General features: G+C 45.4%; 24 protein-coding genes. 6 read left to right on the top strand and 18 right to left on the bottom strand.

Features of this window, described 5'->3' with window-relative positions; translation table 11 throughout:
* Entirely contained in the window at positions 1-864 is an 864-nt protein-coding gene (locus tag ACPD8L_RS06425; RefSeq protein WP_423942590.1) for a rhomboid family intramembrane serine protease, read from the top strand.
* Between the two features lie 3 nt (positions 865-867).
* The gene (locus ACPD8L_RS06420) at positions 868-1,902 is read left to right on the top strand and encodes an endonuclease/exonuclease/phosphatase family protein (protein WP_423942589.1); all 1,035 of its coding nucleotides are present in this window, start codon (positions 868-870) and stop codon (positions 1,900-1,902) included.
* On the opposite strand, the gene ACPD8L_RS06415 is transcribed toward ACPD8L_RS06420, so the two are convergent.
* The 11 genes from ACPD8L_RS06415 to udk form a co-directional block, all read right to left on the bottom strand.
* The gene (locus tag ACPD8L_RS06415) at positions 1,891-2,199 is read right to left on the bottom strand and encodes a DUF6122 family protein (RefSeq protein WP_423942588.1); all 309 of its coding nucleotides are present in this window, start codon (positions 2,197-2,199) and stop codon (positions 1,891-1,893) included. The two genes, ACPD8L_RS06420 and ACPD8L_RS06415, sit on opposite strands and share 12 nt — an antisense overlap.
* Positions 2,192-2,824, bottom strand: coding sequence for a WbqC family protein (locus ACPD8L_RS06410; RefSeq protein WP_423942586.1), 633 nt, complete (start codon positions 2,822-2,824; stop codon positions 2,192-2,194). The genes ACPD8L_RS06415 and ACPD8L_RS06410 overlap by 8 nt, the downstream gene beginning before the upstream one ends.
* A gap of 29 nt (positions 2,825-2,853) precedes the next feature.
* Positions 2,854-4,596 carry a signal peptidase I gene (gene lepB / locus ACPD8L_RS06405; RefSeq protein WP_423942584.1) on the bottom strand — a complete coding sequence of 581 codons (1,743 nt, stop codon included), beginning with the start codon at positions 4,594-4,596 and terminating at the stop codon, positions 2,854-2,856.
* 48 nt (positions 4,597-4,644) lie between these two features.
* Positions 4,645-5,346: a 4-hydroxy-tetrahydrodipicolinate reductase gene (dapB, locus tag ACPD8L_RS06400; RefSeq protein WP_423942582.1), complete on the bottom strand. Its 702-nt coding sequence runs from the start codon at positions 5,344-5,346 to the stop codon at positions 4,645-4,647.
* A gap of 3 nt (positions 5,347-5,349) precedes the next feature.
* On the bottom strand, positions 5,350-6,006 hold the full coding sequence (locus tag ACPD8L_RS06395) for a DUF5683 domain-containing protein (protein WP_293301578.1): 657 nt from the start codon (positions 6,004-6,006) through the stop codon (positions 5,350-5,352).
* Positions 5,999-6,907, bottom strand: a complete 909-nt coding sequence (locus tag ACPD8L_RS06390; RefSeq protein ID WP_116218152.1) for a ParB/RepB/Spo0J family partition protein — start codon at positions 6,905-6,907, stop codon at positions 5,999-6,001. The genes ACPD8L_RS06395 and ACPD8L_RS06390 overlap by 8 nt, the downstream gene beginning before the upstream one ends.
* The gene (locus ACPD8L_RS06385) at positions 6,908-7,681 is read right to left on the bottom strand and encodes a ParA family protein (protein ID WP_116218151.1); all 774 of its coding nucleotides are present in this window, start codon (positions 7,679-7,681) and stop codon (positions 6,908-6,910) included.
* 135 nt (positions 7,682-7,816) lie between these two features.
* On the bottom strand, positions 7,817-9,904 hold the full coding sequence (gene scpA, locus ACPD8L_RS06380; RefSeq protein WP_423942978.1) for a methylmalonyl-CoA mutase: 2,088 nt from the start codon (positions 9,902-9,904) through the stop codon (positions 7,817-7,819).
* A complete protein-coding gene (locus ACPD8L_RS06375; RefSeq protein ID WP_423942579.1) occupies positions 9,897-11,276 on the bottom strand; it encodes a methylmalonyl-CoA mutase subunit beta in 1,380 nt (459 codons plus the stop codon). Before ACPD8L_RS06375 ends, scpA begins: the two co-directional genes overlap by 8 nt.
* Positions 11,269-11,601 (bottom strand): FtsB family cell division protein, encoded by a 333-nt coding sequence (locus ACPD8L_RS06370; protein WP_116218148.1) that lies wholly within the window; start codon positions 11,599-11,601, stop codon positions 11,269-11,271. Before ACPD8L_RS06370 ends, ACPD8L_RS06375 begins: the two co-directional genes overlap by 8 nt.
* 3 nt (positions 11,602-11,604) lie before the next feature.
* A complete protein-coding gene (gene udk / locus ACPD8L_RS06365; protein ID WP_116218147.1) occupies positions 11,605-12,213 on the bottom strand; it encodes a uridine kinase in 609 nt (202 codons plus the stop codon).
* Between the two features lie 133 nt (positions 12,214-12,346).
* Between udk and ACPD8L_RS06360 the strand changes: the two genes are divergently transcribed.
* From ACPD8L_RS06360 to ACPD8L_RS06350, 3 genes are read left to right on the top strand one after another with little or no spacing between them, the layout of a single operon-like run.
* A complete protein-coding gene (locus tag ACPD8L_RS06360) occupies positions 12,347-12,832 on the top strand; it encodes an acyl-CoA carboxylase biotin carboxyl carrier protein subunit (protein WP_423942577.1) in 486 nt (161 codons plus the stop codon).
* 6 nt (positions 12,833-12,838) lie between these two features.
* Positions 12,839-14,281 (top strand): acetyl-CoA carboxylase biotin carboxylase subunit, encoded by a 1,443-nt coding sequence (gene accC / locus ACPD8L_RS06355; protein WP_423942576.1) that lies wholly within the window; start codon positions 12,839-12,841, stop codon positions 14,279-14,281.
* A 4-nt stretch (positions 14,282-14,285) separates the two neighbouring features.
* Positions 14,286-15,827: an acyl-CoA carboxylase subunit beta gene (locus tag ACPD8L_RS06350; protein WP_423942575.1), complete on the top strand. Its 1,542-nt coding sequence runs from the start codon at positions 14,286-14,288 to the stop codon at positions 15,825-15,827.
* A gap of 74 nt (positions 15,828-15,901) precedes the next feature.
* Here the strand turns inward: ACPD8L_RS06350 and ACPD8L_RS06345 are convergent, their stop codons facing one another.
* Positions 15,902-16,222, bottom strand: a complete 321-nt coding sequence (locus tag ACPD8L_RS06345; protein ID WP_423942574.1) for a GIY-YIG nuclease family protein — start codon at positions 16,220-16,222, stop codon at positions 15,902-15,904.
* A 93-nt stretch (positions 16,223-16,315) separates the two neighbouring features.
* Positions 16,316-17,377 carry a Gfo/Idh/MocA family oxidoreductase gene (locus ACPD8L_RS06340; RefSeq protein ID WP_116218142.1) on the bottom strand — a complete coding sequence of 354 codons (1,062 nt, stop codon included), beginning with the start codon at positions 17,375-17,377 and terminating at the stop codon, positions 16,316-16,318.
* A 188-nt stretch (positions 17,378-17,565) separates the two neighbouring features.
* Here ACPD8L_RS06340 and ACPD8L_RS06335 point away from each other — a divergent pair, with 188 nt between their 5' ends.
* Entirely contained in the window at positions 17,566-18,777 is a 1,212-nt protein-coding gene (locus ACPD8L_RS06335; RefSeq protein ID WP_116218141.1) for a multidrug effflux MFS transporter, read from the top strand.
* Here ACPD8L_RS06335 and ACPD8L_RS06330 read toward each other — a convergent pair.
* The 5 genes from ACPD8L_RS06330 to ACPD8L_RS06310 are packed head-to-tail and all read right to left on the bottom strand — an operon-like array spanning position 18,774 to position 24,910.
* Positions 18,774-19,856 (bottom strand): anhydro-N-acetylmuramic acid kinase, encoded by a 1,083-nt coding sequence (locus ACPD8L_RS06330; protein ID WP_421809757.1) that lies wholly within the window; start codon positions 19,854-19,856, stop codon positions 18,774-18,776. The two genes, ACPD8L_RS06335 and ACPD8L_RS06330, sit on opposite strands and share 4 nt — an antisense overlap.
* On the bottom strand, positions 19,853-20,518 hold the full coding sequence (locus ACPD8L_RS06325) for a class I SAM-dependent methyltransferase (RefSeq protein WP_421809756.1): 666 nt from the start codon (positions 20,516-20,518) through the stop codon (positions 19,853-19,855). Before ACPD8L_RS06325 ends, ACPD8L_RS06330 begins: the two co-directional genes overlap by 4 nt.
* Positions 20,515-22,113: a glycoside hydrolase family 3 protein gene (locus tag ACPD8L_RS06320; protein WP_421809755.1), complete on the bottom strand. Its 1,599-nt coding sequence runs from the start codon at positions 22,111-22,113 to the stop codon at positions 20,515-20,517. The genes ACPD8L_RS06325 and ACPD8L_RS06320 overlap by 4 nt, the downstream gene beginning before the upstream one ends.
* Complete coding sequence (locus tag ACPD8L_RS06315; RefSeq protein ID WP_423942571.1) at positions 22,106-23,386, bottom strand: MFS transporter; 1,281 nt, start codon at positions 23,384-23,386, stop codon at positions 22,106-22,108. Before ACPD8L_RS06315 ends, ACPD8L_RS06320 begins: the two co-directional genes overlap by 8 nt.
* 21 nt (positions 23,387-23,407) lie before the next feature.
* The gene (locus tag ACPD8L_RS06310) at positions 23,408-24,910 is read right to left on the bottom strand and encodes a glycoside hydrolase family 10-like protein (RefSeq protein WP_421809753.1); all 1,503 of its coding nucleotides are present in this window, start codon (positions 24,908-24,910) and stop codon (positions 23,408-23,410) included.
* Between the last annotated feature and the right edge of the window lie 11 nt (positions 24,911-24,921).

The raw sequence follows: 24,921 nt of genomic DNA, 5'->3' as shown, positions 1-24,921 counted from the left end.
ATGGCAAACGGCGGATTACAATATCAATTTGCTCGGTTGAACATTGCCGAAAAGCTCATTGCCATCAATGTGCTGATCTTTATCTTGGATGGGCTTTCCACGGCCTTGTTGGGCTATTCGGTTTCCCAATGGTTTCATTTGCCCAAGGATTTTCTGGAGTTTTTTGGACAGCCGTGGTCCTTGATCACCTATTCCTTTTTTCATGCAGGACTGGGGCATATTTTTTGGAATATGCTCATGCTCTACTTTACAGGAAGGATTTTTTTGAACCTTTTTGACAATCAGCGTTTCTTGAATGTATACTTCTTGGGCGTTATTATTGGAGGGATTGTTTTTCTCCTCAGCTATAATATCTTTCCAACCTTGTTGAACACCAATACGGCACTGATCGGGGCTTCGGCAGGGGTGACCGCCGTTCTGATTTTTATCTGTGCGTATATACCCAATCAAGAAGTGCGCGTGATTTTCTTCAATGTCAAATTATGGTATGTGGGCGTGTTCTTTGTTTTGGTGGATTTAATCCAAATACCCTACGGAGGAAATGTGGGGGGCAGGTTGGCACATTTGGGAGGTGCCTTGTTGGGGTATGTATACGCCCGCCAACTGTTGAACGGAAAGGATATTGGAGTGGGTTTCACCAGGTTCAGGGAAGCCGTTGCCCAGCTTTTTAAGCCAAGGGAGAAAAAAGCGCCTATGAAAACCGTGTACAAGAAAGATACTTCTGGGAAGCGTTCCGGCGACTATGATAAGATGGCCCGACAGAAAAAAATTGACTCCATTTTGGATAAAATAAGCAAGTCGGGGTATGAAAGCCTCTCCAAAGAGGAAAAGGATTTTTTGTTTAAAGCGGGCAAGGAAGAGTAGCGCATGAAAAAATCAACCTCTATACTGGAATGGGTAATCTATGCAATCAATATATTGATTGCCTTTTTATTGCTCGTTACCTGTTTGTCCTCTTACCTTTCATTTCAGATTCTGCCGTTGTTTTCAGCACTGAGCTTATTTGTCCCTTTTTTGTTTATCCTGAACATTTTGTTTTTGGGGTATTGGGCGGTCAAGCGAAAACGAAAACTATGGGTCCCTTTGATGGCATTATTGATAGGGTATTTTGGTTTTGGACCGTTTTATAAGATGGGCGATGAGCCGGAGGAGCACTCCTCTTCTAGTCTTAAGGTGATGACCTATAATGTTCGGGGGTTTAATAAATATGGGTGGATGAAGGGTCCCAATATTGGTGACCAAATTATTTCATTCATCAAGGAGAACGACCCGGATATCCTTTGCATTCAGGAACATAGTAGAATACGGTATCGGCAACTGGACCAATATCCATATCGGAGTGAAACACCGTATGAGACGCCAAGATCGATTCAAGCCATATTTTCAAAGCACCCCATATTGGGAAATGGGTCCTTGGATTTACCGGAAACGGCAAACAATATCATATATGCAGATATTCTTTACATGAGCGATACCGTTAGGGTATACAATCTGCATCTACAATCCTTTAGCATAGTTCCAAGGGCCGAAACGCTCTCGGACGGGGAGGAATCCGAAAAAAATTACAAACGCTTGGTAAGGACCTTTGCCAAGCAATTGGAACAGGCAAAGATTTTCGCGGAGCATATGGAAAAGAGTCCATACCCCAACATTGTTTGTGGGGATTTAAATAATACGCAGTTCTCCAATGTCTATAAGATTGTGAAGGGGGATATGCAGGATTCTTTCCTGGAAAGTGGAAAAGGGTTTGGAAGAACCTATAACCTCTTGGGATTCCCCATTCGCATTGATTATATTTTGGCCGATTCGGATTTTGAGATACTATCCCACCAAAACTTTAATGAAAAACTGTCCGATCACTATCCTGTGATGTCTACCTTACGGCTTACATCAGATCAGTAGGCAATCCATTGTGTCCGCGGCAATATGGATAAGCAAAGCTAGACCAATGATTCGTGTGGGTTTAAAAAACGGGAGAACGGCATACACCAAGATGGCCCAATAGCTATGTAGTGGATGAAATCCGATACTGCACCGGTTGGGGTCGAACAGGGGTTCTGCCCATAGGTGGTCCACATCAATTACAATTCCCAGCAAAAGGATAATGGCCACTCTGAGCTTATTGTCCTTAAAAAACAAAAGTGCAATGAGTATGGGGACTAAAAAATGAATGCCATAATGGATGAAATGTCTAAGCATGCAAAAACTCCAAGGATTGGTCTTTTAGATAGGATAGGGCATTGGTCCCTTCGTTGAACAAGAGGTCCAAAATGCTTAGGTTGGGGATAAACCCATGCCGATCATCAAAGACCTGTGGGTATGCATCCAATTCCATTGCCATTTCTTTTTTGGCGTTAACCAAAAATCGGGCATCCTTGTTTTGGGAAAGGGTCGTCTCATATGTATCGGTATGGATGATTGGAATTTTCACTCCCAAACAATCGCCAAGGATTTGTATGGCCTTTAGGTTGAAATGGTATAATGAAGTATCTGTTCCTTCAAACAAAGGTCTTAGGTCATCTTCGTAAAACTCAAAAAAGGGAGAGGTCCTGTAAGCGGTCTCCAAGGTGCGCCAATGGATTTTCTTCCATGGATAGCTGTTGTCCATTTCCACCTCGGCATATTTTTGCCTTCCTTCTTTCCCTCCCACATGTTTAATGGGGATGTTGAGCATGTGCTTTCCTTGGTCGGTACAGATATAGCAACGGTTCCGGTAGGTCTGCTTTTGAAAATTGTCATGTGCTTCCCAGACCACACCGTTCTGGACCATGGCAGAAAACGTGGCTATGTTGGGGAAATAGGATGGATGCAGTACAAGTTTCAAGAACGTGGTGTTTTACGCGACAGGGTGTGTTACTCTGTCTTTTTCTTTCTGCGTTTATTGATAAAATCGAAAAGGATCCAAACTACAATAAGGCCCACAAAATATTTAAAGTAAGAAATGGGTTCCCCACTCCCCCCTACGGTGGTAAAAATACGGTCCCAACGTGGTTTCCAATTGGCAATGCCTTCCTTGAAATTATCAAAACTCATCCATAGAAAAACAGGTTTGCCCACTATGTGGTCTTCCGGGACATAGCCCCAGGTCCTACTGTCCTCGGAATGGTCCCTATTGTCGCCCATCATCCAATAATAATCCTGCTTGAATGTATAGGAGTTGGCCTCTTCTCCATTGATGAAGACCTTTTGTCCAGAGACCTTTACGTCGTTATGCTCGTAGTCCCGTATGATTTTTTTGTACAATGGGATGGTCCTGGAGTTGATTTCCACAGTAGTTCCCGCTTTGGGAATGTAAATGGGTCCAAAATTATCATTGTTCCAAGGGTATAGGTTGGGTTTTTGTGGAAAGGCACCCATGTAGACCCCTTTTCCATCATCGGTTTTGATCACGGAATCTATGGCTGGGTTTTCCCGGAGTTGGACTACCATTTCATCGGTTAGATTTGCAATGCGCGACCGTGGTTTTTCTTCCGTCAAGGATAACCTGAGCTGTCTGATAACATCGGTTGGAATCCCTTTTTCCTCAGTAATGAGCTCTATTTTGCCATCTTGGGTCCTATTGGCCCCAAGGACAAACGGAGCTAAGGCGTTATATTGATTCTGGTTGAGGTTTCCCGAAATATACGTTCTCAGATAATCTGAGGCATCCACTTCCTCCAATAGTCTGCTGGATACACCGTTCTGGGCATAAATGTCGTAATTGTACATGGGCTTGGCCCGATCGGATAGCTGAAGCCTTTTCCCATTGATATGGACATAGCCATTGATGACCTCCAAAGAATCCCCAGGGGTGCCCACACATCGTTTTACATAGTTGGACTTTTTGTCTATGGGCTTTTTTACCGCTTTTTCGGCCTTAAAAAATTGGTAGAGTGTATCTGAAGGCAAGCTAAAGACCACTATATCGTTTTTCTTGACCTTTTGAAAACCAGGGATGCGCATGTAGGGCAGTTGCAGCTTGTTGATCCAAGAAGTTTTATAGGTTTCTGGGTTCACATCGGCCAAATAGGACCTCTTTTTCATGCCGGGAAGTGTGTCATGCACCATAGGGGCCGCCAAAGTGGTCATGGGAATCCTTGCTCCATAATGGAACTTGCTCACGAACAGAAAATCACCGATGCGCAAGGTACGCTCCAATGAGCCGGTAGGAATAACATAAGGTTGAATAAAATAAGTATGTACAAAAGTGGCCGCCACAATGGCAAAGACTATGGAGCTTACCCACTCGCCAAGGCCGGTTCTTGGTTTAAGGCTTCGGTCTTCAATATAGCTGACGTCTTCCGCATAATTGATGTAGTAAGTGTAGAACCCAAGGCTCAGTATCACCAACCACGTGTCCAACAGCGAATTTTTCCCAAAACTACGGATGGTCTCTACCCATACCACGGGAAACATCAATAGATTGATAATGGGGATGAACAAGAGCAAAACCCACCACCAAGGTCGGTTGATGATCTTCATCAAAACTACGGCATTGTATACGGGAACCGCAGCTTCCCATGCTTTACGTCCTGCTTTTACATAAAGTTTCCATGTACCCAAAAAATGGATGATTTGGATGACCAATATAAAAATGATCCATTGTGTACCGCTCATATAAAAGTTTCTTTGTAAGACTTAATGTCTTTATTGTTGTTACGTTTTTTAATACAGGTTTAACACATCTTTCATGGTGAAGATACCTGTTTTGCCCTGTATCCATTCTGCGGCAATGACCGCTCCCAAAGCAAATCCTTCGCGATTGTGGGCTGTATGTTTTATTTCTATGGAGTCTACCGCACTATCATAGGATATGCTGTGGGTACCAGGAACCATTCCCTCCCGTTTGGATGTAATTGGAATGGTACCTTCCCCAGTTTGGTCCAGTTTCCAATCCTCATAATTGGTGTTGGCAATGATGCCTTCTGCCAAAGTAATGGCCGTACCACTAGGGGCATCCAGCTTTTGGGTGTGATGGATTTCCTCCATGGAAACATTGTACTGTTCCAATCCGGACATCATTTTGGCCAAATGGGCATTCAGCTCAAAAAAGATATTCACGCCCAAGCTGAAATTAGAGGCATAGATAAATCCCCCTTGGTTTTTGTTGCAGATATCAATGGCCTTTTCGTAGTTGGATAGCCAACCTGTGGTGCCACAAATCACAGGGACACCGTTTTTAAAACAGCCTGTGATATTTTCGAATGCAGCTTCGGGCGTACTGAAATCTATGGCAACATCCATGTTGTCATAAGGGATTTCCTTGGTGTCCACATCTATCTTTGCAACAATGGTATGTCCTCTGTCTTGGGCAATTTGCTCAATCATTTTTCCCATTTTCCCATAACCAAAGAGAGCAATGTTCATAGTTTAAAATTTAATGACCAGGGCCATTCCATAATTTGGCTCCTGGGTAAAGGGGTTTATATCCAGATAGGGTTTAAAATCAACTGCAAGATCATCATCAACATTATATTGCTTTAGGTGCGCGTCCACGTTGGCATCTATAATGTTCAGGGCGTAAAGGGCAATAGTGATCACCAAGGAAAGGTCCCTGCTACGTTGGGTGCGTTCCTGCGCATCCTGTAGGGCCTCGTCAGACACGTCAGGGCCTTCGCCATCCCCGTTGATGTCGTAAAATTCGTCATCCGTGAACCCGGCCAACCTTCTTTTAAAGGCATCCCGCGCGCCTCTGTATTCGGTATTGTTGAACGAATAGGTATAGATGGCGGTCCCTAGGGCGCCCCACACAATGGGCGCTTTCCAATACCGTTTGTTGTAAATCTGTCCCAAGCCCGGAAATACGGCAGAATAGAATGCGGCTTTACTGGGGGCAAGGGGATTGATTTTCTTCTTTTCGTAGGTGACTTCCTCGAGCGTGATTCCTGCGCCCTCCAGATTTTGGGCCAAGGAGTCAATCTCGGAAGGATGGGGTTGTTCCGCATCATCCGTTTCGCCTTCCTCTTGGGCAAAACCAGAATACAGGCACAGTACGGAAAACAACAAGAAGAATAGGTTTTTATTCACCTGTCAATAATTTTTTTATGCGCTGAAATTCCTCTTGGGAATGAAAGGGAATCACAATCTTGCCCTTCCCGGTTTGGGATGAGGTAACGTCTACCTTGGTGGAAAGGTATTCCTTGAGCTCGTCCATACCCTTGGAAACAAATCCAGGGGTTGTCTTGGATGATTTTGGTTTCTTTTCTCCCGAATCGTTTTGCGGATTTTTAAGGGATTTTACCAGTTGCTCGGTATCCCTTACCGAAAGACCATCGGAGACCACTTTCTCGTATATGGCAATCTGTTCTTTTTTCTTATCGATATTGATCAAGGCCCTTCCATGTCCCATGCTGATAAAGCCATCCCGCATTCCGGTCTGGATAATGGGATGTAGTTTTAAAAGGCGAAGATAATTGGTGATGGTGGAGCGTTTTTTCCCCACGCGGTCACTCAATTTCTCTTGGGTAATCTGGATTTCGTCAATAAGGCGCTGATAGGAGAGGGCAATCTCGATGGGGTCCAAGTCTTGGCGTTGGATGTTTTCCACCAAGGCCATTTCCAAGGATTCTTGATCGTTGGCAATGCGTATGTATGCAGGAATGGTTTCGAGCCCAACCAATTTGGAAGCACGGAAACGGCGTTCCCCGGAAACCAACTGGAATTTGTTGAAATCCAATTTCCGAACCGTAATAGGCTGTATAATGCCCAATTCACGAATGGAACTGGCCAACTCCTCCAAAGCCTCGTCATTAAAATTGGATCGTGGCTGGAAAGGGTTTACCTCAATGGATTCTATATCCAGCTCAACTACATTTCCTATGACCTGGTCCGCATTTTTGTCCCCAACCGATTGGATATCGTTCTCGGGGTCTTTCAATAGAGCGGACAGGCCTCTACCCAAAGCCTGTTTTTTGGTTGCTTTCGCCATTTAAACTTTCTCCTTATTTTTCTTCAAAATTTCATGGGCCAAGTTAAGATAATTTGAGGCACCCTTGCTGCTGGCATCATATTTTATGATGCTCTCGCCATAACTGGGCGCTTCACTCAGCCTTACATTTCGCTGTATAATGGTATCGAAGACCATATCGGCGAAGTGTTTCTTCACTTCTTCCACGACTTGGTTGGATAGGCGTAACCTTGAATCGTACATGGTCAATAACATGCCTTCTATATCCAAATCGTTGTTATGTATTTTCTGGACACTTTTTACCGTGTTCAATAGTTTTCCGAGGCCTTCCAGTGCAAAGTATTCACATTGGATGGGAATCATGACTGAATCTGCTGCGGTAAGTGCGTTTAGCGTCAGCAGTCCCAAAGAGGGGGCACAATCGATCAAAACAAAATCATAGCGGTCGCCCAAGTTTTTGAGGGCTTCCTTCAACATGTACTCCCTGTTGTCCTTGTCCACCAATTCTATTTCAATGGCCACCAAATCGATGTGCGCGGGCACCAAGTCCACATTCGGGGAATCGGTCTGTATGATCACATCCTCTACGGGCATGGTATGCTCCAAAAGCTGGTAGGTACCATGTTCCACGGAGTCCACATCGATACCAAGACCTGAAGTGGCATTTGCCTGGGGGTCGGCATCAATCAATAACACTTTCTTTTCCAATACACCAAGGGAGGCCGCAAGGTTTACCGTGGTGGTAGTTTTGCCCACACCGCCCTTTTGGTTTGCAATAGCAATAATCTTGCCCATTTCATAGTAAGTTAGGTGCTAAAAATACGATTATTTAAGATGCTAAAAAATGTATTTTGTTAACAGTGGGTGAATAACCATACCAATCTGCGTTAAAGAAAGTTAAAGTTATATTTATGAGATTATTAAGGGGGATTATCCCATCAAAATCTTTAAGATCTCAATGGCGGTGTCCCCAATTTTGGTCCCAGGGCCAAATACCGCTATGGCACCGTGGTCCAACAGGTGTTGGTAATCCTGTTTGGGGATGACTCCACCCACAATGACCATGATGTCTTCCCGCCCCTGTTTTTTTAGCTCCTTGACCACTTCGGGTACCAAGGTCTTGTGACCACCTGCCAAGGAAGAAATGCCCAATACGTGGACATCATTTTCAACGGCTTGTTGGGCTACTTCGGAAGGCGTTTGGAACAGGGGGCTAATGTCCACATCGAAACCGAGGTCGGCATAGCCGGTCGCCACCACTTTTGCGCCACGATCGTGACCATCCTGACCCATTTTGGCCACCATGATTCTAGGTCTTCGACCTTCTTGTGCCGCAAACTCATCGGCCATTTTCTGGGCCTTGGCAAAACTTTCGTCGTTTTTGATCTCTTTGGAATACACGCCGGTAAAGGATTGGATTTTTGCTTTGTAGCGCCCAAAGGCACTTTCCATGGCATCACTGATTTCGCCCAAGGTAGCACGTGCTTTGGCCGCTTGTACCGCTAAAGCTAACAAATTTTCACGGTCAGTATTGTTCTGACTGGCTTTTTTGGCTGCCAATTGAATGCTGTCCAGTGCTTTTTCAACCGCCTTGGAATCCCGTGTCAATTTGATTCGTTTCAGTCGCTCCATTTGCTGTTGGCGTACTTTGGCATTGTCCACCTCCAAAATTTGGAGCTCATCCTCATCTTCCAGTTGATACTTGTTCACGCCAATAATGACATCCTGTCCACTATCGATTCGCGCTTGTTTCTTGGCTGCGGCCTCTTCAATCCGCCTTTTGGGAATTCCAGCTTCAATGGCCTTGGTCATGCCGCCCAGTTGCTCCACTTCTTGAATCAACTTCCAGGCTTCCTCGGCAATCTCTTCGGTCAATTTTTCAACGACATGACTTCCGGCCCAAGGGTCTACCGTTTTGGTGATATGGGTCTCTTGCTGTAAGTAGATTTGGGTGTTCCGGGCTATCCGTGCCGAAAAATCGGTCGGTAGGGCAATGGCCTCATCCAAGGCATTGGTATGAAGGCTCTGGGTGCCGCCGAATACCGCGGCCATGGCCTCAATGGTGGTCCGTGCCACGTTGTTGAAGGGGTCTTGCTCGGTCAAACTCCACCCGCTGGTCTGGCAATGGGTGCGGAGCATGAGTGATTTTTCATTCTTGGGATGGAATGGGCTCACCAATTTGGCCCATAGCATACGACCGGCACGCATTTTGGCGATTTCGGTAAAATGGTTCATCCCAATGCCCCAAAAGAAAGAAAGTCTGGGGGCAAATTCATCGATTTTCAATCCTGCCTTGATTCCCGTCCGGATGTATTCAATCCCATCGGACAGGGTATAGGCCAATTCCATGGCTGCAGGAGCTCCAGCTTCGTGCATATGGTACCCGGAAATGCTAATACTGTTGAAACGGGGCATATGTTTACTGGTAAACTCAAAAATGTCCGCAACGATTTGCATGGAAGGGGTAGGCGGATAAATATAGGTGTTCCGCACCATGAATTCCTTGAGAATGTCGTTTTGGATGGTTCCGGAAAGCTTTTCCATGGACACGCCCTGTTCCTCGGCCGCTGCAATATAAAAGGCCATGATAGGGATAACGGCCCCGTTCATGGTCATGGATACCGACATTTGATCTAGGGGAATTTGGTCGAACAGGATTTTCATGTCCTCGATCGAGTCAATCGCTACTCCGGCCTTGCCCACATCTCCAACCACCCGTTCATTGTCTGAGTCGTACCCCCGGTGGGTGGGAAGGTCAAAGGCCACGGAAAGACCTTTTTGACCCGCCTCCAAATTTCTTCTGTAAAAGGCATTGCTCTCTTCTGCCGTTGAAAAACCGGCATACTGACGGATGGTCCATGGTCTACGGACATACATGGTGGAGTAGGGGCCGCGAAGAAAAGGGGATATGCCCGCAGCAAAGTTGACGTGGCTGGGATTATGGGTTTTTCCAAGCTCTGAACTCTGAACTCCGAACTCTGAGCTTAACTCCAAATGTTGAAGGTCTTTTCTACTCATCATCCAGTCTTTTTTGTTCCAAGGCCTCGGCCAACCGTTTTTCAATGATGGGTTCTATCAAGGTTTTTCTGGGCTGCGTTTTTACAAAGGGATACAGTTCCAGATCTTTTTTCATTCGATCTTGTGAATTTTGATAGGTATTGGTGCCCAGTAGCACAATTTTACCTTTATCGAAAAGTTGCTGTTCCTTTGCGGCGCTTTCCTTGATTTTTTGTTGGATGCTCCCTTTTTTGAGCGCACTTAAAAGCCCACCGGATTTTTCAATTTGTTTGAAGAGGGCCAAAGCCTTTTTTGCCAGTTGCTCCGTGATGCTTTCGATAAAGTAGGCTCCATTGGCAACGGCTGAAACGTCTTCAAAATAACTTTCCTCCTTCAACAATAACAGTTGATTGCGGGCAATTCGTTCTGCAAATGCATTGTCTTTATGGTAAATGGCGTCATAGGGAAGGTTGCATACGGTATCGGCACCGCCCAGTATGGCCGACATGCTTTCCGAGGTAGTACGGAGCATATTCACATTATAGTCGTACAGGGTTTTGTTCCGTTTAGTGGGGATGGCCGTGATGTGGCAATCGCTTTCAATCCCATATTCAGAAGCTAGACTGGCCCAAAGCCAGCGTAGGGCCCTTAGCTTGGCTATTTCAAAGAAATAGTTGCTTCCCATGGCAACCTTGAATACTATGGGAAAGGAATTCTGGGTGCCGAAATGGTTCAGGTATTCATGGGCATGGGCCAACCCGTATGCCAATTGCTGAATGCTATTGGCCCCTGCATTTTGGTAGAGCGCTATATCCACGCCAAAAGTGCTGACTGATGCATGCGTTGTGGCAAGTCCATGGATTTCTTCCAAAATGACGTGGTCCTTTTCAAGGTTATGGAACCAATTTCCGTCACGGGACAGATGCCCTACTAAATCAATATTGAGGTATGCCTTGGCATTTTTACCCTTCAAAATTTCCAAAAGGTTTTTGATGGGCTCTATCGCCAAATACTGAAAATTAAAGTGTAATGGTACGCTTTCCAAATCAATGTCATGGAGCAATGTTTTAAAATCAACCTGCTCATTTGGAATGGTGAACGCCAAACTTTCAACGCCTTTTTCCAAGCTGTTCAATGCCTTCGCATTGGCCTTTGCAGAATCACCTGCATAAATGGTTTGCCCGATGTGCCATTTCCGGGAAGCGGAAGTTGGGCGGAATTCGGTGTTTTGCAGGTCCTCTTCGTGATAAAAAGGTTTTACCGCTATCCCTTCCAAGGACTCCCAAACCAAGGTGTCGTTGTAATCCGCTCCCTTCAGGTCGAATTGGATTTTTTGTTTCCACTGTTTGGCGGATACCTCGGGAAATTCTTCGAATAGGCCTGTATTACTCATCTTCCTTGATTTTTAGGCTGTCTTCATATTCAATGAGGAAAATTTCCTCATTCTCCTTTTTCATGTAGTATTTCTCCCGGGCAAATTTTTCCATTTCCCCCGGATTGGACATTTTTTCCAAGATTTCCTTGTCCTTGGCGATTTCCCCTTTTAGAAACTCTTTCTGTTTTTCCAGTTTTTTGATTTCCGAACGAAGTTCCCAGTGTATCAAAAAAGAATTGGTATCGAAAAAAGCCATCCAAATCACAAAAATGGTCAACACCAACACATACATATTGGTCATGACCTTGAACCACCTTTTATTTCTCAGTTCCTTTAACTTCATGTGCTACACCAGTTTGTTGTTGATGATGGTCCTAACCATATCCACCGCAACCGTATTGTAATGGTTGTTGGGGATAATGATATCGGCAAATTCCTTTGACGGCTCTATGAATTGCTCGTGCATGGGCTTTACCGCGGTTTGGTAACGGGTTAGTACTTTTTCCAAATCGTGTCCACGTTCCCGGATATCCCGTTGCAATCTTCGGATCAATCGTTCATCGGAATCGGCATGTACAAATATTTTGATGTCGAACAAATCCCGTAGCTGAGGGTTGCTAAGTACCAAGATACCCTCAACGATCATCACTTTTCTGGGCGGAGTGGGAATGGTTTCCTCCAAACGGGTTTCCTCTACAAAGGAATACACGGGTTTATTTACGGTCTTCCCTTGTTTCAATTGCTCCAAATGCGAAATCAATAGATCAAAATCTATGGAATTGGGATGGTCAAAGTTGATTTTGCTCCGTTCTTCCTTGGTCAAATGCGCCAAATCGTTGTAATAGGAATCCTGCGAGATGATACCCACCTCATTTGCGGGTAGTTGGTCCACAATCTGGTTCACCACGGTAGTTTTTCCGCAACCTGTTCCACCGGCAATCCCTAGAATCAGCATAAAGAAGATTTTAGTCCCAAAAGTAAACATTTGACGGGATTTGTGGTTGATGATACTGTATAACCCAACTGCCTTTATGCCGATTGGTGCATTAATCTTATATTTATCAAACTAACCTATAGGAACACTATTTATGGACAATCCGTATACCGTTGTGGTTGATGGAACTTCTGAATTTCAACTGTCAAAAGAGGATATTGCTTCCCTGGATATCATAAAAACGGGCCCCAATGGATTCCATCTCCTGAAGGATGGCACTTCCTATCATATTCAAATGGTGGAGACGCAATTCAATGCCCGTACCTATACCGTCAGCGTGAATGGGACCGAGCATCAAGTATCCATAAACACCCCTTTGGACGGGCTCATCAAAGCAATGGGTTTTGCCTCCAACGGACAAAAAAGCATTGACTCCATTATGGCACCCATGCCAGGACTGATTTTGGACATCTTGGTCAGTGAGGGGCAGGAAGTAGAAGAGGACGATCAACTCTTGATTTTGGAAGCCATGAAAATGGAAAATATCATTGCTTCGCCTAGGAGTGGGACCATCAAAAAAATTGGGGTAAAAAAAGGTGATGCGGTCGACAAAAAACAGCTACTTATAGAATTTGAATAGGAGACCATGAAGAAAATATTGATTGCCAATAGAGGGGAAATTGCGGTCCGGGTGATGAAAACCGCAAAGAAAATGGGCATACACACCGTGGCGGTCTATTCAACTGTAGATCGGAACGCACCCCATGTGCAAATGGCGGATGAAGCAGTTTGTATTGGTGAGGCACCTTCCAATCAATCGTATTTGCGGGGAGACAAAATCATAGAGGTGGCCAAAAAGTTAAATGTTGATGGCATACACCCGGGCTACGGCTTTTTGAGTGAGAACGCAGATTTTGCCGAAGCGGTGGAAAAAAACGGGTTGGTGTTCATCGGCCCTAAATCAAAGGCCATTCGTATGATGGGCAGTAAGCTGGCCGCCAAGGAGGCTGTCAAAGCGTACGGTATACCCATGGTTCCTGGGATAGATGAGGCCATTACCGATGTGGCCACCGCCCGTGAGATTGCCAATGAAGTGGGATATCCCATTTTGATCAAGGCCTCTGCCGGAGGTGGGGGTAAGGGTATGCGTATCGTGGAAAAGGAAAGCGATTTGGAATCGGGCATGCGGCGCGCCATCAGTGAGGCAACTTCTGCGTTTGGGGATGGCTCTGTATTTGTGGAAAAGTATGTGGCATCGCCCCGACATATAGAAGTCCAAATAATGGCCGATACCCACGGGAACATCCTTCATTTTTTTGAACGGGAATGCAGTGTGCAACGCCGACACCAGAAGGTGGTGGAAGAAGCTCCATCCTCTATTTTAACCCCCAAGCTTCGGGACGAAATGGGCATGGCCGCGGTCAAGGTGGCCCAAGCGTGCGACTATGTTGGGGCAGGAACGGTGGAATTTTTAATGGATGCCGACCACAACTTCTATTTTTTGGAGATGAACACCCGTTTGCAAGTGGAGCACCCGGTTACCGAAATGATTACAGGGATGGACTTAGTGGAACTGCAGATACGTGTGGCCAAGGGTGAGGAGCTGCCCATGAAACAGGAAGACCTTAAAATCCAAGGGCATGCGGTGGAGTTGCGGGTATATGCCGAAGACCCCTTGAATGATTTTTTGCCGAGCGTTGGGCGTTTGGAAACCTATCAATTGCCTGTTGGTGAAGGTATTCGGGTGGATAATGGTTTTACGGAAGGAATGGATATTCCCATTTTTTATGACCCCATGCTTTCCAAATTGATTGCCTACGGGAAAACTCGGGAGGAGGCCATTGAATTGATGCTCAACGCCATCAAAGCGTACAAGATAAAGGGAGTGGAGACTACTTTGCCCTTTGGAAGCTTTGTCTTTTCCCATGAGGCCTTTCGTTCCGGGGATTTTGATACTCACTTTGTGAAGACCCACTATGCTCCGGAAATGGTCAAACAGCAACAGGCCAAGGAGATGGAAGTTGCTGCATTGGTGGCTTTCCACAGCTATCTGGAGGACCAAAAAATAGTTCAACTGCCCAAAAATTGAATCCATGGACCCGAAAATAAAAACACTTCAGGAAAAGTTGGCCAAAGCTCATTTGGGTGGAGGTGAAAAACGCATAGAAAAACAGCACGAAAAGAAGAAACTCACGGCCCGGGAACGTGTCCACTATTTGTTGGACGAAGGCTCCTTCGAAGAGATGGGCGCATTGGTAACCCATAGGACCACAGATTTTGGGATGGAGAAGGAAAAGTACTATGGCGATGGGGTGGTCACCGGTTATGGAACCGTACATGGCAGGTTGGTATATGTATATGCCCAAGATTTCACCGTTTTTGGGGGAGCCTTGTCCGAAACCCATGCCGAAAAAATCTGTAAGGTAATGGATTTGGCCATGAAGGTCGGGGCGCCCATCATTGGGTTGAACGATTCTGGGGGAGCCAGAATCCAAGAGGGTGTGCGATCATTGGGAGGCTATGCCGATATTTTTTACAGGAACGTGCAGGCATCAGGGGTGATTCCCCAAATATCTGCAGTGATGGGACCCTGCGCGGGTGGTGCGGTGTATTCGCCTGCCATGACCGATTTTATTGTGATGGTGGAGGAAACGAGTTATATGTTCGTTACCGGGCCCAACGTGGTCAAGACGGTGACCAATGAAGAGGTTACCTCTGAAGAATTGGGGGGTGCCAGTACCCACGCGGCCAAGTCTGGGGTGGCCCATAAAACCTCCTCCAATGATGCAACTTGTCTGGATGATATCAAAAAATTGTTGGCGTATTTGCCACAGAACAACACCGAGGCACCAAAATTACAGGACTACGTTTTAGGGGATGAGGTACGGGAAGAACTGTCGCACATTGTGCCGGACAATCCCAATAAACCGTATGACATGCATGAGGTCATCAAGGGCATTATTGACGCCGATTCGTTCTACGAAATCCATAAGGAGTATGCCGAAAATATTATTGTAGGCTTTGCCCGAATAGGGGGTAGAAGTGTGGGGGTCATTGCCAATCAACCCATGTTCTTGGCTGGCGTGTTGGATGTGAAAAGTTCCCGGAAAGCAGCCCGTTTCACCCGTTTTTGTGATGCCTTCAATATTCCATTATTGGTTTTGGTGGATGTTCCCGGATTCCTGCCGGGCACCGATCAGGAGTGGAGCGGTATCATCATGCATGGGGCAAAACTGTTGTATGCCTTGAGCGAGGCCACGGTGCCCAGAGTCACTCTCATTACCCGAAAGGCCTATGGAGGGGCTTATGATGTGATGAACTCCAAACACATTGGTGCCGATTTCAATTTTGCTTGGCCCAGTGCCGAGATTGCTGTAATGGGAGCCAAGGGGGCCAGTGAGATTATCTTTAGGCGTGAAATTGCTGCATCGGATGACCCGGAGGCGAAACTCAAGGAAAAGGAAGCAGAGTACGCCGAAAAATTTGCCAATCCCTACCGCGCGGCACAACGTGGATTCATTGACGAGGTCATTTTACCAAAAGACACCCGACGAAAATTGTTGAAGGCCTTTGCCATGTTGGAAAAGAAACAGGTGCAACCGCCCCGAAAAAAACATGGGAACATTCCGTTGTGATGAATTTTTTCAATACAACGGAACCTCAGGACAAGAGTCTTTTTGGAACTGTCAGGTCGAGCGCAGTCGAGACCTTAATCATGGTCAGGACGGTACTTGTAATGTGTTGCATTTCTACATTCAGACAAAATTTGAAGCAAGTCCAAATTATCTTCTACCAGCGCCATTTTCTTTTTAGCACTCCACTTTTTTAATTTCTTTTCAAAAAAGATGGCTTGTAACACATCATTGAATTCTTGTTGAAAGATAAGTTGAACAGGTCTTCTTTGATACGTGTAAGCTGTCTTATTGATTCCGTTTTGGTGTTCAGCAATCCTTCGGTCAATGGCATCGGTAATTCCCGTGTAGATTGAACCATCGGCGCATAAAAGAAGATATACGTAATAAAGTTTCATATTTGGAAGAGGTCTCGACTGTGCTCGACCTGACACCAAACATAACAAAGTTTTAAGGAAGAGGTCTCGACTGCGCTCGACCTGACATTTTTACTATAAGATTACTGTTTTTCCCGTTTTTACCGATTCATCCGCAGCCAATACCACTTTGAGACTGTTCACGGCATCGTTCAAGTGGTCGGTGAGGTCAACATCATTTTGGATGGCATTGAGCAGGTATTCCTGTTCCAAAAGACAGAGACCATCATGGTCGGGCTCATCGGCAGTATCAATGATTTCATCATTTTTCACAAAATGGCCATCACTGTCCAATTGGCTATGGTGCAGTTTTAAGCTTCCGGTCTTGGTATGGCCCTCAATGTCACCAGATTCTCCCTTATCCATATCATTGATGGAAACACAACCTTTTGGGCCTATAACATCTTTGACAAAAAAAGCGGTTTCACTCATCATGGGTCCCCAGCCAGCCTCGTACCAACCTACGGAGCCATCTTCAAAACGGACCTGTAACTGGCCATAGTTGTACATGTTTTTATCCACTTCCTCCGTCAATCGGGCCCCAATGGCAGAGACGCTTACGGGATTGGAACGCACCATGGAACACATGACATCCACATAATGGACCCCACAATCCACAATGGGCGACATGGAGTGCATAAGCTGTTTATGGGTATGCCATTGTTCGCCGGAACTTTGTTGATTGAGGTTCATTCGCATGACCAAGGGTTTACCCAAGCCCTGGGCCATTTGTACAAACTTGGTCCATGTAGGGTGTACCCTGAGAATATATCCCACCACCATTTTTTTTCCGAGTTGATGGGCCAAATCCACTAAAATTTGGGCCTCTTCGACCGTTAGGGCAAGCGGTTTCTCCACAAACACATGGGCACCCGATTCCAAAGCTTGCTTTACATAGTCAAAATGGGTGTCGGGGTAGGTATTGATGGAAACCACATCAGGTTTTGCGGTTGCAAGGGCTTCAGTGTAATCGGAAAAGGTGGGCACCCCTCCCAATTCATTGGACAATCGTTCACGGCTTTTGGCACCACGGCTCACAAGTCCCACAATTTCAAATCCATCCAGTGTGTGGTAGGCACGGGCATGGGAAGTTCCCATATTGCCACAACCTACGACCAAGGTCTTTAAAAGGTCCATTTAGTTTTTGGTTTCCTCAAAGATAGGCATCGAGCTAGACACAACGAAATCAAAAAATGTCATAAAAAAGGGTGTTTTGAAGATGGGCAAGAACCGTTTTATTTACCTACAACGTTTGATTCGTAAACATTACATTAATACTTTCTTAAAAGCTTCGTGGGCCCGCGGGGTATGCCTAATTTTGCAACATGCAAAAAGAAACCCAAAAACCTAATTTTGAATTTATTGCCTTAATGGCTGCTTTAATGTCCATTGTGGCCTTGGCCATTGACGCGTTATTGCCGGCCATCTCCAATATTGGTGCCGATATCAATAGTTTGGATTCCACGGATAACCAAATGCTGGTCACTATGATATTTTTGGGACTGGGATTGGGCCAGCTGTTCTTCGGTCCGCTGTCTGATTGTTATGGAAGAAAGCCTGTGGTCTATGCTGGATTCATCTTGTTCTTGTTGGCCAGTATCGTTTGCTTGTATGCTCCATCCTTGGAGGTGATGGTGCTGGGTAGGATCCTTCAAGGGATTGGACTTTCGGCACCTCGGACCATATCCATTTCCATCATCCGTGATACCTATGAAGGAGATTATATGGCCAAGATCATGTCGTTTGTGGTGGCGTTCTTTATTTTGGTGCCCGTGGTGGCCCCAGCCATTGGAAAGGTAATTTTGGATAGCTTTGGTTGGAAAGGTATTTTCTATGTCCAATTGATTTTTGCCTTGATCATAGCACTTTGGTTTTGGAAACGACAACCCGAGACCCTTCACCCCGAATTTAAAATCCCATTTTCCGGACATGTATTCGTTGATGGGTTGAAAGAATTTATTCGCCACAAGGAAACCGTAGCTTTTACGATTACCTCTGGTCTGGTGACCGGGGCATTTTTGGTGTATCTGAGTTCGGCACAGCATATTTTTGAGGATCAATATGCCCTAAAAGAGGTATTTCCCTATATTTTTGCGGGATTGGCCATTTCCATAGGACTTTCCACCTTTTTGAACGGGACCTTGGTGATGCGTTTTGGTATGCGAAAGCTTTCCTTTATGGCCACATTGGCCTTTACCATAATCGCTTTGTTGTATACGGTACTCTTTTTTAATTCACCCAACCCTAGTATTTATGTTTTGGTGGCATTCTTGTCTGCACAGTTCTTCTGTCTAGGATTCATGTGGGGGAATTTCAGGTCCATAGCCATGGAACCCATTGGACACATAGCAGGAATTGGAGCGGCCATCAATGGGTTTGTATCCACGATTTTTGCCATACCCATAGCAACCTTTATCGGAGAGTTTGTGAAAAACAGTGTTTGGCCACTTTTTGCAGGTTTGGCTGTTTGTGGGCTATTTTCGGTATTGATTTTTATGCTGGTGCGCAGAAAACCCAGAAGAATGGTGACCGCTTAATCCTTTACCGGAAAAAAAACCTCTCCGCTACTGGAATCTTTACGCCCCCCTGTGACTGAACGCAGCACATTGGTTTCACCTTTAAGGCGTAGAACGCCCATCAGGGCAAAGACCAAGGCTTCCTTGTACGCAATCAAGGTTTTGTTTGGTGTGGAAACTATAGCGATACTTCCCAATTTTTCTTGAAGTGTATCCATAAAAAACTGGTTCAAGGCACCACCACCCGTGGCCAATAATTTGTTGGGGGTCTTTACGGCATATTTTTTTACCTCGTTAGCAATTTGCTCGCAATTGTGGTGGATAAATGTATGAAGTAGATCAATGTTGGTGGCCTTTGAAGCTTGAATCAAAGGAATAATTTCCCCAGTGAACCATTCATACCCGGTCGATTTTGGATAAGGCAATTTGTAGTATGCCAAACTGTTTAGTTTTTGCAGGAGGTCATGGTCCAATGTTCCCGTTCTGGCCCGTTTCCCATTTTCATCATAGTCCAACCCCATTCTTTGGGTAATGTAGTTTAAGGGCATGTTGGCCAATCCAATGTCATAAGCTATCCGTACCCCGTTGTCATCAAACGAGATATTGCTGATACCTCCAAGGTTGAGGCAGAAATCATATTCATGGAACAACAATTTGTCCCCAATGGGCACCAACGGGGCTCCTTGGCCGCCCAAAGTAACGTCCTTGGTCCTAAAATCACAAACCACCTGTTTTCCACTGGTATTGGCCAATAATTGGCCATCACCAAGTTGAAAGGTAAACCCATCTTCCGGTCTATGGTGCGATGTATGTCCGTGACTGGCAATGAAATCCACATCCAAATTTTCCTCATCAATGAAGTGTTTGGATTGTTCCCCCAGCCAAATGCCATAGTCTTTGTGGAGTTGGGCATGGTCTTCCTCGGATAGGAAAATGGCATTTTTGAGGTGTTCCCGCATTTCATCGGTATAGGAAACCTCTTTTGTTCGTTCAATGGAGAATTTCCAACGTCCATTATCCTCTGTAAAATAACAGTAGGCCATATCCAAGCCGTCCAAGGAGGTGCCGGACATCAACCCTAAAACTTTATAGGTGCTCATGCTTTTTTAATTTTGATGATCAAGGAAATGGGTTTTTCTTCATCGTTGACCACTTCTTCAATGGAAACCCCTCCATGCTGTAACCCATTCAATTCGTTGATCCAATCCTCCAGTGTTCGGGCATACCATGAATGGCCATCCTCAAAGTTTCCGGGAAGACCTTTCCAGGAATCGGTGAGCCACTGGCTTTTGTAGGGCATACTGTTTTGTACCAGAAAAAAAGGGTGCAGGGTTTGAATCACCACAGTGCCTCCAACAGTCAGATGGCCCAAGGTGTTTTGTAAAAGGGGAACAAGGTCATCCTTCAAATACAGACAGAAATTGAATACTGCAGCATCAAATGGTGCATTGGGAATGGTTTTTCCCGATATAATGTCCTCAAAGGTGGCTACATGATAGGCTTCTTTTCCTTTGGTCTTGGCTTCGGAAATTAGACTTGCAATGGCATCCAAGCCGGTAGCCTCCCATCCCAAGGCGGTCATTTCCCGGGTCAGCCAACCCTCGCCACACCCTATGTCGGCAATTTTCTTGCCCTTTAGATTTTTGATGGTTTCCACTATGGCTGTGTTGGTGAACTTTCTGGAGGGAATGCTTTGGTTCTGGATGACCTTGATCCATTCCAATGCATTTTTCTCCCATGAGGAAATGATATCGGTTTTCATGGCTGAAAGGTTTTAAGTTGAACGGGTAGCTTTCCTTTGGCCGCCAACTTTCCAATGAAATGTTGGAAGGCCTCTTCTTGAAATTCTGAGAAATCTTGATACACCAGAACCGCATTCGATGTGGGCAATAGCCCCATGATGTCCAAGGCGTATGGATTTCCAAAAAGATAGATGAGTACATTTTTCTGTGCGATGATGTATTTGATGAAATCCAACACCTCGTTTTCAAAACCAAAGTTATTTTTTGGCTTTACGGCAGGAGGGAAGATGGACAGTACAACATTTTGATGCTTTTCCAACAATGTTTCAACGGTCGCTTTGTCCTTTGTCAAATCCCATGGTTTCTGGCCGAGGTCCTCTTCGATTTTTACGGAAAACCTATTTTGGATGTTATTGTTCACCGACAGGTTGAGAAATGCACCACTCTTGATTTTGGATACTTCCTCAGCTTTGCCGTGGAGTTCGGTAAGGGTGTTTTGTGCCAATAGTCGGTTTAGCCCTGAAGGTTCTTTGGTTGGAGAAGTGTCTTTTGAATGGGAAAATGCCTTTTCCTTGAGCTGCCAAATGCGTTTAAAACTTTGTTCAATTTCTGCTTCGGTGGCGGTGTTGAGGATTGCTTCAATGCCTTCGGGAACATTTTCGCTAAAACACAACATATCCATTCCTGCGGCAAAGGCGGTTGCCTCCAACTTGCCCTTTTCGGGATATCTTTGGGAAACGGCATGCATGTTCAGTGCATCGGAGATGACCACTCCATCAAACCCCAAAGTATTGCGAAGCAAGTCCGTAATAATTTTTGATGAAGTCGTGGAGGGTTCTTCGCTATCCAACTGGGGAAGCAGCAAATGCCCCACCATGACGGAGTCCACTCCTTTTTGTATCAGTTGGTGAAAAGGGTACAATTCATTTTCATGGAGTTCTTCCAAAGATTTGTCGATTACCGGAAGGCCCAAATGGGAATCCGTGGCGGTATCGCCATGCCCGGGGAAATGTTTTATGGAGTTCAAAGTTCCTGAACTTGCCAGACCTTTTAGGTATGCCCCGGCTTTGGAAAACACTTCACCCTTACTGTCCCCGAACGATCGGTAACCGATCACAGGGTTTTCAGGATTACTGTTGATGTCCACTACAGGTGACAAATTCCAATGGATACCTGCTTCCTTACAATCCAAGCCAATGTGCTGCCCAACCTGTTCAATAAGATCAAGGTTGTTGGTCAGGGCCCCCAACGTGATGGCATATGGGTATTGCGGGGTATTTTCAATCCGCATGGCTAAACCCCATTCGGCATCAATGGCAATCAACAGAGGCTGTTGTGCCGCTTTTTGATAGCGCTCTATGAGGGTTTTTAATCGGTCATAACTTTTTTCATTGTGGACAACCTTCTTTTTTCCTTCAAAATTGGTGGCCGCACTGGCCCTACTATGAAAGAAGCACAGGGCTCCTACATGATGGTCATGGATCAATTGCTCCATTTTGGCCACTTCTTCCTCGGTATCATTTATAAAAACGGCAGGCATGAACAATTGCCCGATCTTTTGTTGTAACGATAGGTCTTTTTGGGCAGTGGTATATGGGAGTATTCTTTTATGCATCTAATTCGCTTGTCTTTTTGCCGTAATCGGCTGGGTATTCAATAAATCGGAGTAGGAGGAATGCCGGAATGGCCGCGATGACCACCCAAACAAAGAAACCATCGTATCCCAACCATTCCTGGATGTATCCGCTGAGCATACCGGGTAGCATCATGCCCAAGGCCATAAAGCCGGTCGCAATGGCATAATGTGATGTTTTTGAAGCACCTTCGGCCACATAAATGAGAAAGACCAGAAATGCGGCAAACCCAAATCCATATCCAAACTGCTCTACCACCACGGTGCCCACTACGGCATAAATGCTGGTGGTGTGGGTGATGGCCAATATGGCATAGAGGATATTGGGCAGGTTTAGGGACAACAACATGGGAAACATCCATTTTTTTAATCCATCCCTCGAGATAAGGATTCCGCCGATGATTCCGCCCAAGGACAGCATGATGACCCCAACCGTACCATAAATGGTACCTACCGCTTCGGTGGAATAACTGAGCCCTCCAACTTCCAGTTTGTCCAAGAGAAATGGTGAGGCCATTTTTACCAATTGCGATTCGCCCAAACGATAGCTAAGGACAAACAAAAGGGAAATTCCAATGTGTTTTTTTCTAAAGAAGGAAGCAAAAACCTCCCAAAAGCTGGTGGGTTTTTCAGAATCTTTGGTGGGTGGTGCCTCAAATTTTGGTGCGGCCATAAAATTGGTCGCGGTCAGAATCAACATCAATACCGCAGCACTGATCATGGTCACGGACCATGCTTTGGTGTTGTCCCCATATTTATGCTCCAAAAAGCCGGCAATGATTACCAAGAGTCCTTGCCCGGTCACCATGGCCAATCGGTAAAAGGTACTGCGCATGCCAATAAAAAAGGACTGCTTTTTTTGTGAAAGCCCGATCATATAATAGCCATCGGAAGCAATGTCATTGGTGGCGGAGGCAAATGCTGCCATCCAGAAAAAAGCCAAGGTAATGGTGAAAAATGCGTTGGATGGCAAAAAGAGGCCAATGCCCAAAAAGGCCAAGGACATGATCAACTGCATGACCAAGAACCATTTCCGCTTGGTGCCGTTCAATTCCACAAAAGGGCTCCAAAGCGGTTTTAAGACCCAAGGGAGGTAGAGCCAGCTGGTGTAGAGTCCAATTTCTGCATTTCCAATGCCCAAACGTTTGTACATGATAACGGAAACGGTTACCACCAATACGTAGGGGATACCTTGGGTAAAATAGAGAAAGGGAACCCAGAGCCAAGCGTTTTTATCCTTTTTTGCTACATCCATTTTATAGTTTTTCTTACGTTTTTAATCCATTGGATTTTGTTCCAAGGGTTGGGTTTGGCTTTCATTGCCATAGGCATCACGAACCACTACTCCCATCTTCTTTTTGATTTGCTTCCTTTCCAATTCCATTTGAACACAGCCCAAATCCTGACTCTCGGAAAGATACGCTGTTCCGATAAGTGTTTTTGGTTCCTTTGTTTTGGGATCCAATTCGTAGAGCAAGATGAATCTAGGGATAGAATCGCTATGCGAAACACAGATTTTTAGTTGACTGCCATGTTTTTGTACGGATTCAACCGTGGGTATGGCAACTGTTCTTTTAATGTGGTTCAGCGGACCGGGACTTTGTGTTGGAAGCCTGTAAAATTTCCGTTTGAGTTTCTGGTTTACTTTTTCGTGTTGTCCGATTAGGGATTTGGCACTGAAAAAGATGTTCCCGTTGATATTGTTCTCTTGCCTAGCAAAGTCCAACTGCTTGGGAATTTCGTTGTTTCGTTTCCAGGCTTTGTCCGGGTTGTTCTTTATTTTGTAGGTACCGTTTCCGATATAAAGGTGGGTATTTGGGGTGGTGTTGGCCCACCACGTAGTGATTTTTTTATGGGAGGCAACTGGGTAATCCATGCTCCAGTAGACTTGTGGAGCCAGATAATCCAACCAACCTTTCTCTACCCAGAGTAGGGGGTCGGCATACAAATCCTCATAAGTGGTCTGTCCCGCTTGGGTGTCGGAACCTTTGGGGTCCGTACTCTTGTTTTTCCATACACCAAAGGGACTGATGCCAAACTGTACCCATGGCTTGTTCTTTTTAATGGTGTGGTGTACATCTTTCACCAAGGAATCCACATTGCTACGGCGCCAATCCTCTATATTTTGATTGGGAAGGCCATAGGTGGCAAAAGTGATTGAATCTTTAAAAACTTCTCCTTTGACCTTGTAGGGATAGAAATAATCATCGAAATGGATGGCATCCACTTCATATCCGGTGACCAGTTCTTCGATGATTTTACTGAATTTCTGTCGAACTTCGGGCAAACCGGGATTGTAGTAGTACTTTTTCCCATATTTTACCATCCAGTCCGGGTGTTGATGGAAGTCATGTTGTTTGGAAAGTGCGGAAGTGTCCAAATCGACTGTGGCTCTATAGGGATTGAGCCATGCATGGAATTCCATGCCCCTTTTGTGGGTTTCCGTTATCATCCATTCCAAAGGATTTGAAAACCCTTCCGGGGCTTCACCTTCTTTTCCGGTGAGGTACTCGGACCATGGGGCCAAATCCGAATCGTACAGGGCATCTCCAGCGGTACGGACTTGGACAATGGCAGCGTTGAAGTTCAAGTCTTCGTAAAAATCCAGTATTTCAGTGAAGTCTCTCTTCTTTTTCTCAACATTGTCCTTGGGATTCTTGGGCCAATCAATGTTGGCCACAGTGGCGATCCAAACTCCCCTAAACTCTTCTTTTGGGGCTTTGGTCACGGCACAGGATAAACAAAAAATAACGGGAAGGATGTATAAAATACGCTTCATAAGAATAAAAA

It is taken from the genome of Flagellimonas algicida (assembly GCF_049629585.1).
Taxonomy (GTDB): domain Bacteria; phylum Bacteroidota; class Bacteroidia; order Flavobacteriales; family Flavobacteriaceae; genus Flagellimonas.
This window is presented reverse-complemented; position numbering and strand designations above follow the sequence as displayed.

Excerpts from the sequence above, each read along its gene's own strand:
- ACPD8L_RS06425 (WP_423942590.1), top strand. The coding sequence starts at position 1 with ATGGCAAACGGCGGATTACAATATCAATTTGCTCGGTTGAACATTGCC.
- ACPD8L_RS06420 (WP_423942589.1), top strand. The coding sequence starts at position 868 with ATGAAAAAATCAACCTCTATACTGGAATGGGTAATCTATGCAATCAAT.
- ACPD8L_RS06415 (WP_423942588.1), bottom strand. The coding sequence starts at position 2,199 with ATGCTTAGACATTTCATCCATTATGGCATTCATTTTTTAGTCCCCATA.
- lepB (WP_423942584.1), bottom strand. The coding sequence starts at position 4,596 with ATGAGCGGTACACAATGGATCATTTTTATATTGGTCATCCAAATCATC.
- dapB (WP_423942582.1), bottom strand. The coding sequence starts at position 5,346 with ATGAACATTGCTCTCTTTGGTTATGGGAAAATGGGAAAAATGATTGAG.
- ACPD8L_RS06390 (WP_116218152.1), bottom strand. The coding sequence starts at position 6,907 with ATGGCGAAAGCAACCAAAAAACAGGCTTTGGGTAGAGGCCTGTCCGCT.
- ACPD8L_RS06385 (WP_116218151.1), bottom strand. The coding sequence starts at position 7,681 with ATGGGCAAGATTATTGCTATTGCAAACCAAAAGGGCGGTGTGGGCAAA.
- scpA (WP_423942978.1), bottom strand. The coding sequence starts at position 9,904 with ATGAGTAGAAAAGACCTTCAACATTTGGAGTTAAGCTCAGAGTTCGGA.
- ACPD8L_RS06375 (WP_423942579.1), bottom strand. The coding sequence starts at position 11,276 with ATGAGTAATACAGGCCTATTCGAAGAATTTCCCGAGGTATCCGCCAAA.
- ACPD8L_RS06370 (WP_116218148.1), bottom strand. The coding sequence starts at position 11,601 with ATGAAGTTAAAGGAACTGAGAAATAAAAGGTGGTTCAAGGTCATGACC.
- udk (WP_116218147.1), bottom strand. The coding sequence starts at position 12,213 with ATGCTGATTCTAGGGATTGCCGGTGGAACAGGTTGCGGAAAAACTACC.
- ACPD8L_RS06360 (WP_423942577.1), top strand. The coding sequence starts at position 12,347 with ATGGACAATCCGTATACCGTTGTGGTTGATGGAACTTCTGAATTTCAA.
- accC (WP_423942576.1), top strand. The coding sequence starts at position 12,839 with ATGAAGAAAATATTGATTGCCAATAGAGGGGAAATTGCGGTCCGGGTG.
- ACPD8L_RS06350 (WP_423942575.1), top strand. The coding sequence starts at position 14,286 with ATGGACCCGAAAATAAAAACACTTCAGGAAAAGTTGGCCAAAGCTCAT.
- ACPD8L_RS06345 (WP_423942574.1), bottom strand. The coding sequence starts at position 16,222 with ATGAAACTTTATTACGTATATCTTCTTTTATGCGCCGATGGTTCAATC.
- ACPD8L_RS06340 (WP_116218142.1), bottom strand. The coding sequence starts at position 17,377 with ATGGACCTTTTAAAGACCTTGGTCGTAGGTTGTGGCAATATGGGAACT.
- ACPD8L_RS06335 (WP_116218141.1), top strand. The coding sequence starts at position 17,566 with ATGCAAAAAGAAACCCAAAAACCTAATTTTGAATTTATTGCCTTAATG.
- ACPD8L_RS06330 (WP_421809757.1), bottom strand. The coding sequence starts at position 19,856 with ATGAGCACCTATAAAGTTTTAGGGTTGATGTCCGGCACCTCCTTGGAC.
- ACPD8L_RS06325 (WP_421809756.1), bottom strand. The coding sequence starts at position 20,518 with ATGAAAACCGATATCATTTCCTCATGGGAGAAAAATGCATTGGAATGG.
- ACPD8L_RS06320 (WP_421809755.1), bottom strand. The coding sequence starts at position 22,113 with ATGCATAAAAGAATACTCCCATATACCACTGCCCAAAAAGACCTATCG.
- ACPD8L_RS06315 (WP_423942571.1), bottom strand. The coding sequence starts at position 23,386 with ATGGATGTAGCAAAAAAGGATAAAAACGCTTGGCTCTGGGTTCCCTTT.
- ACPD8L_RS06310 (WP_421809753.1), bottom strand. The coding sequence starts at position 24,910 with ATGAAGCGTATTTTATACATCCTTCCCGTTATTTTTTGTTTATCCTGT.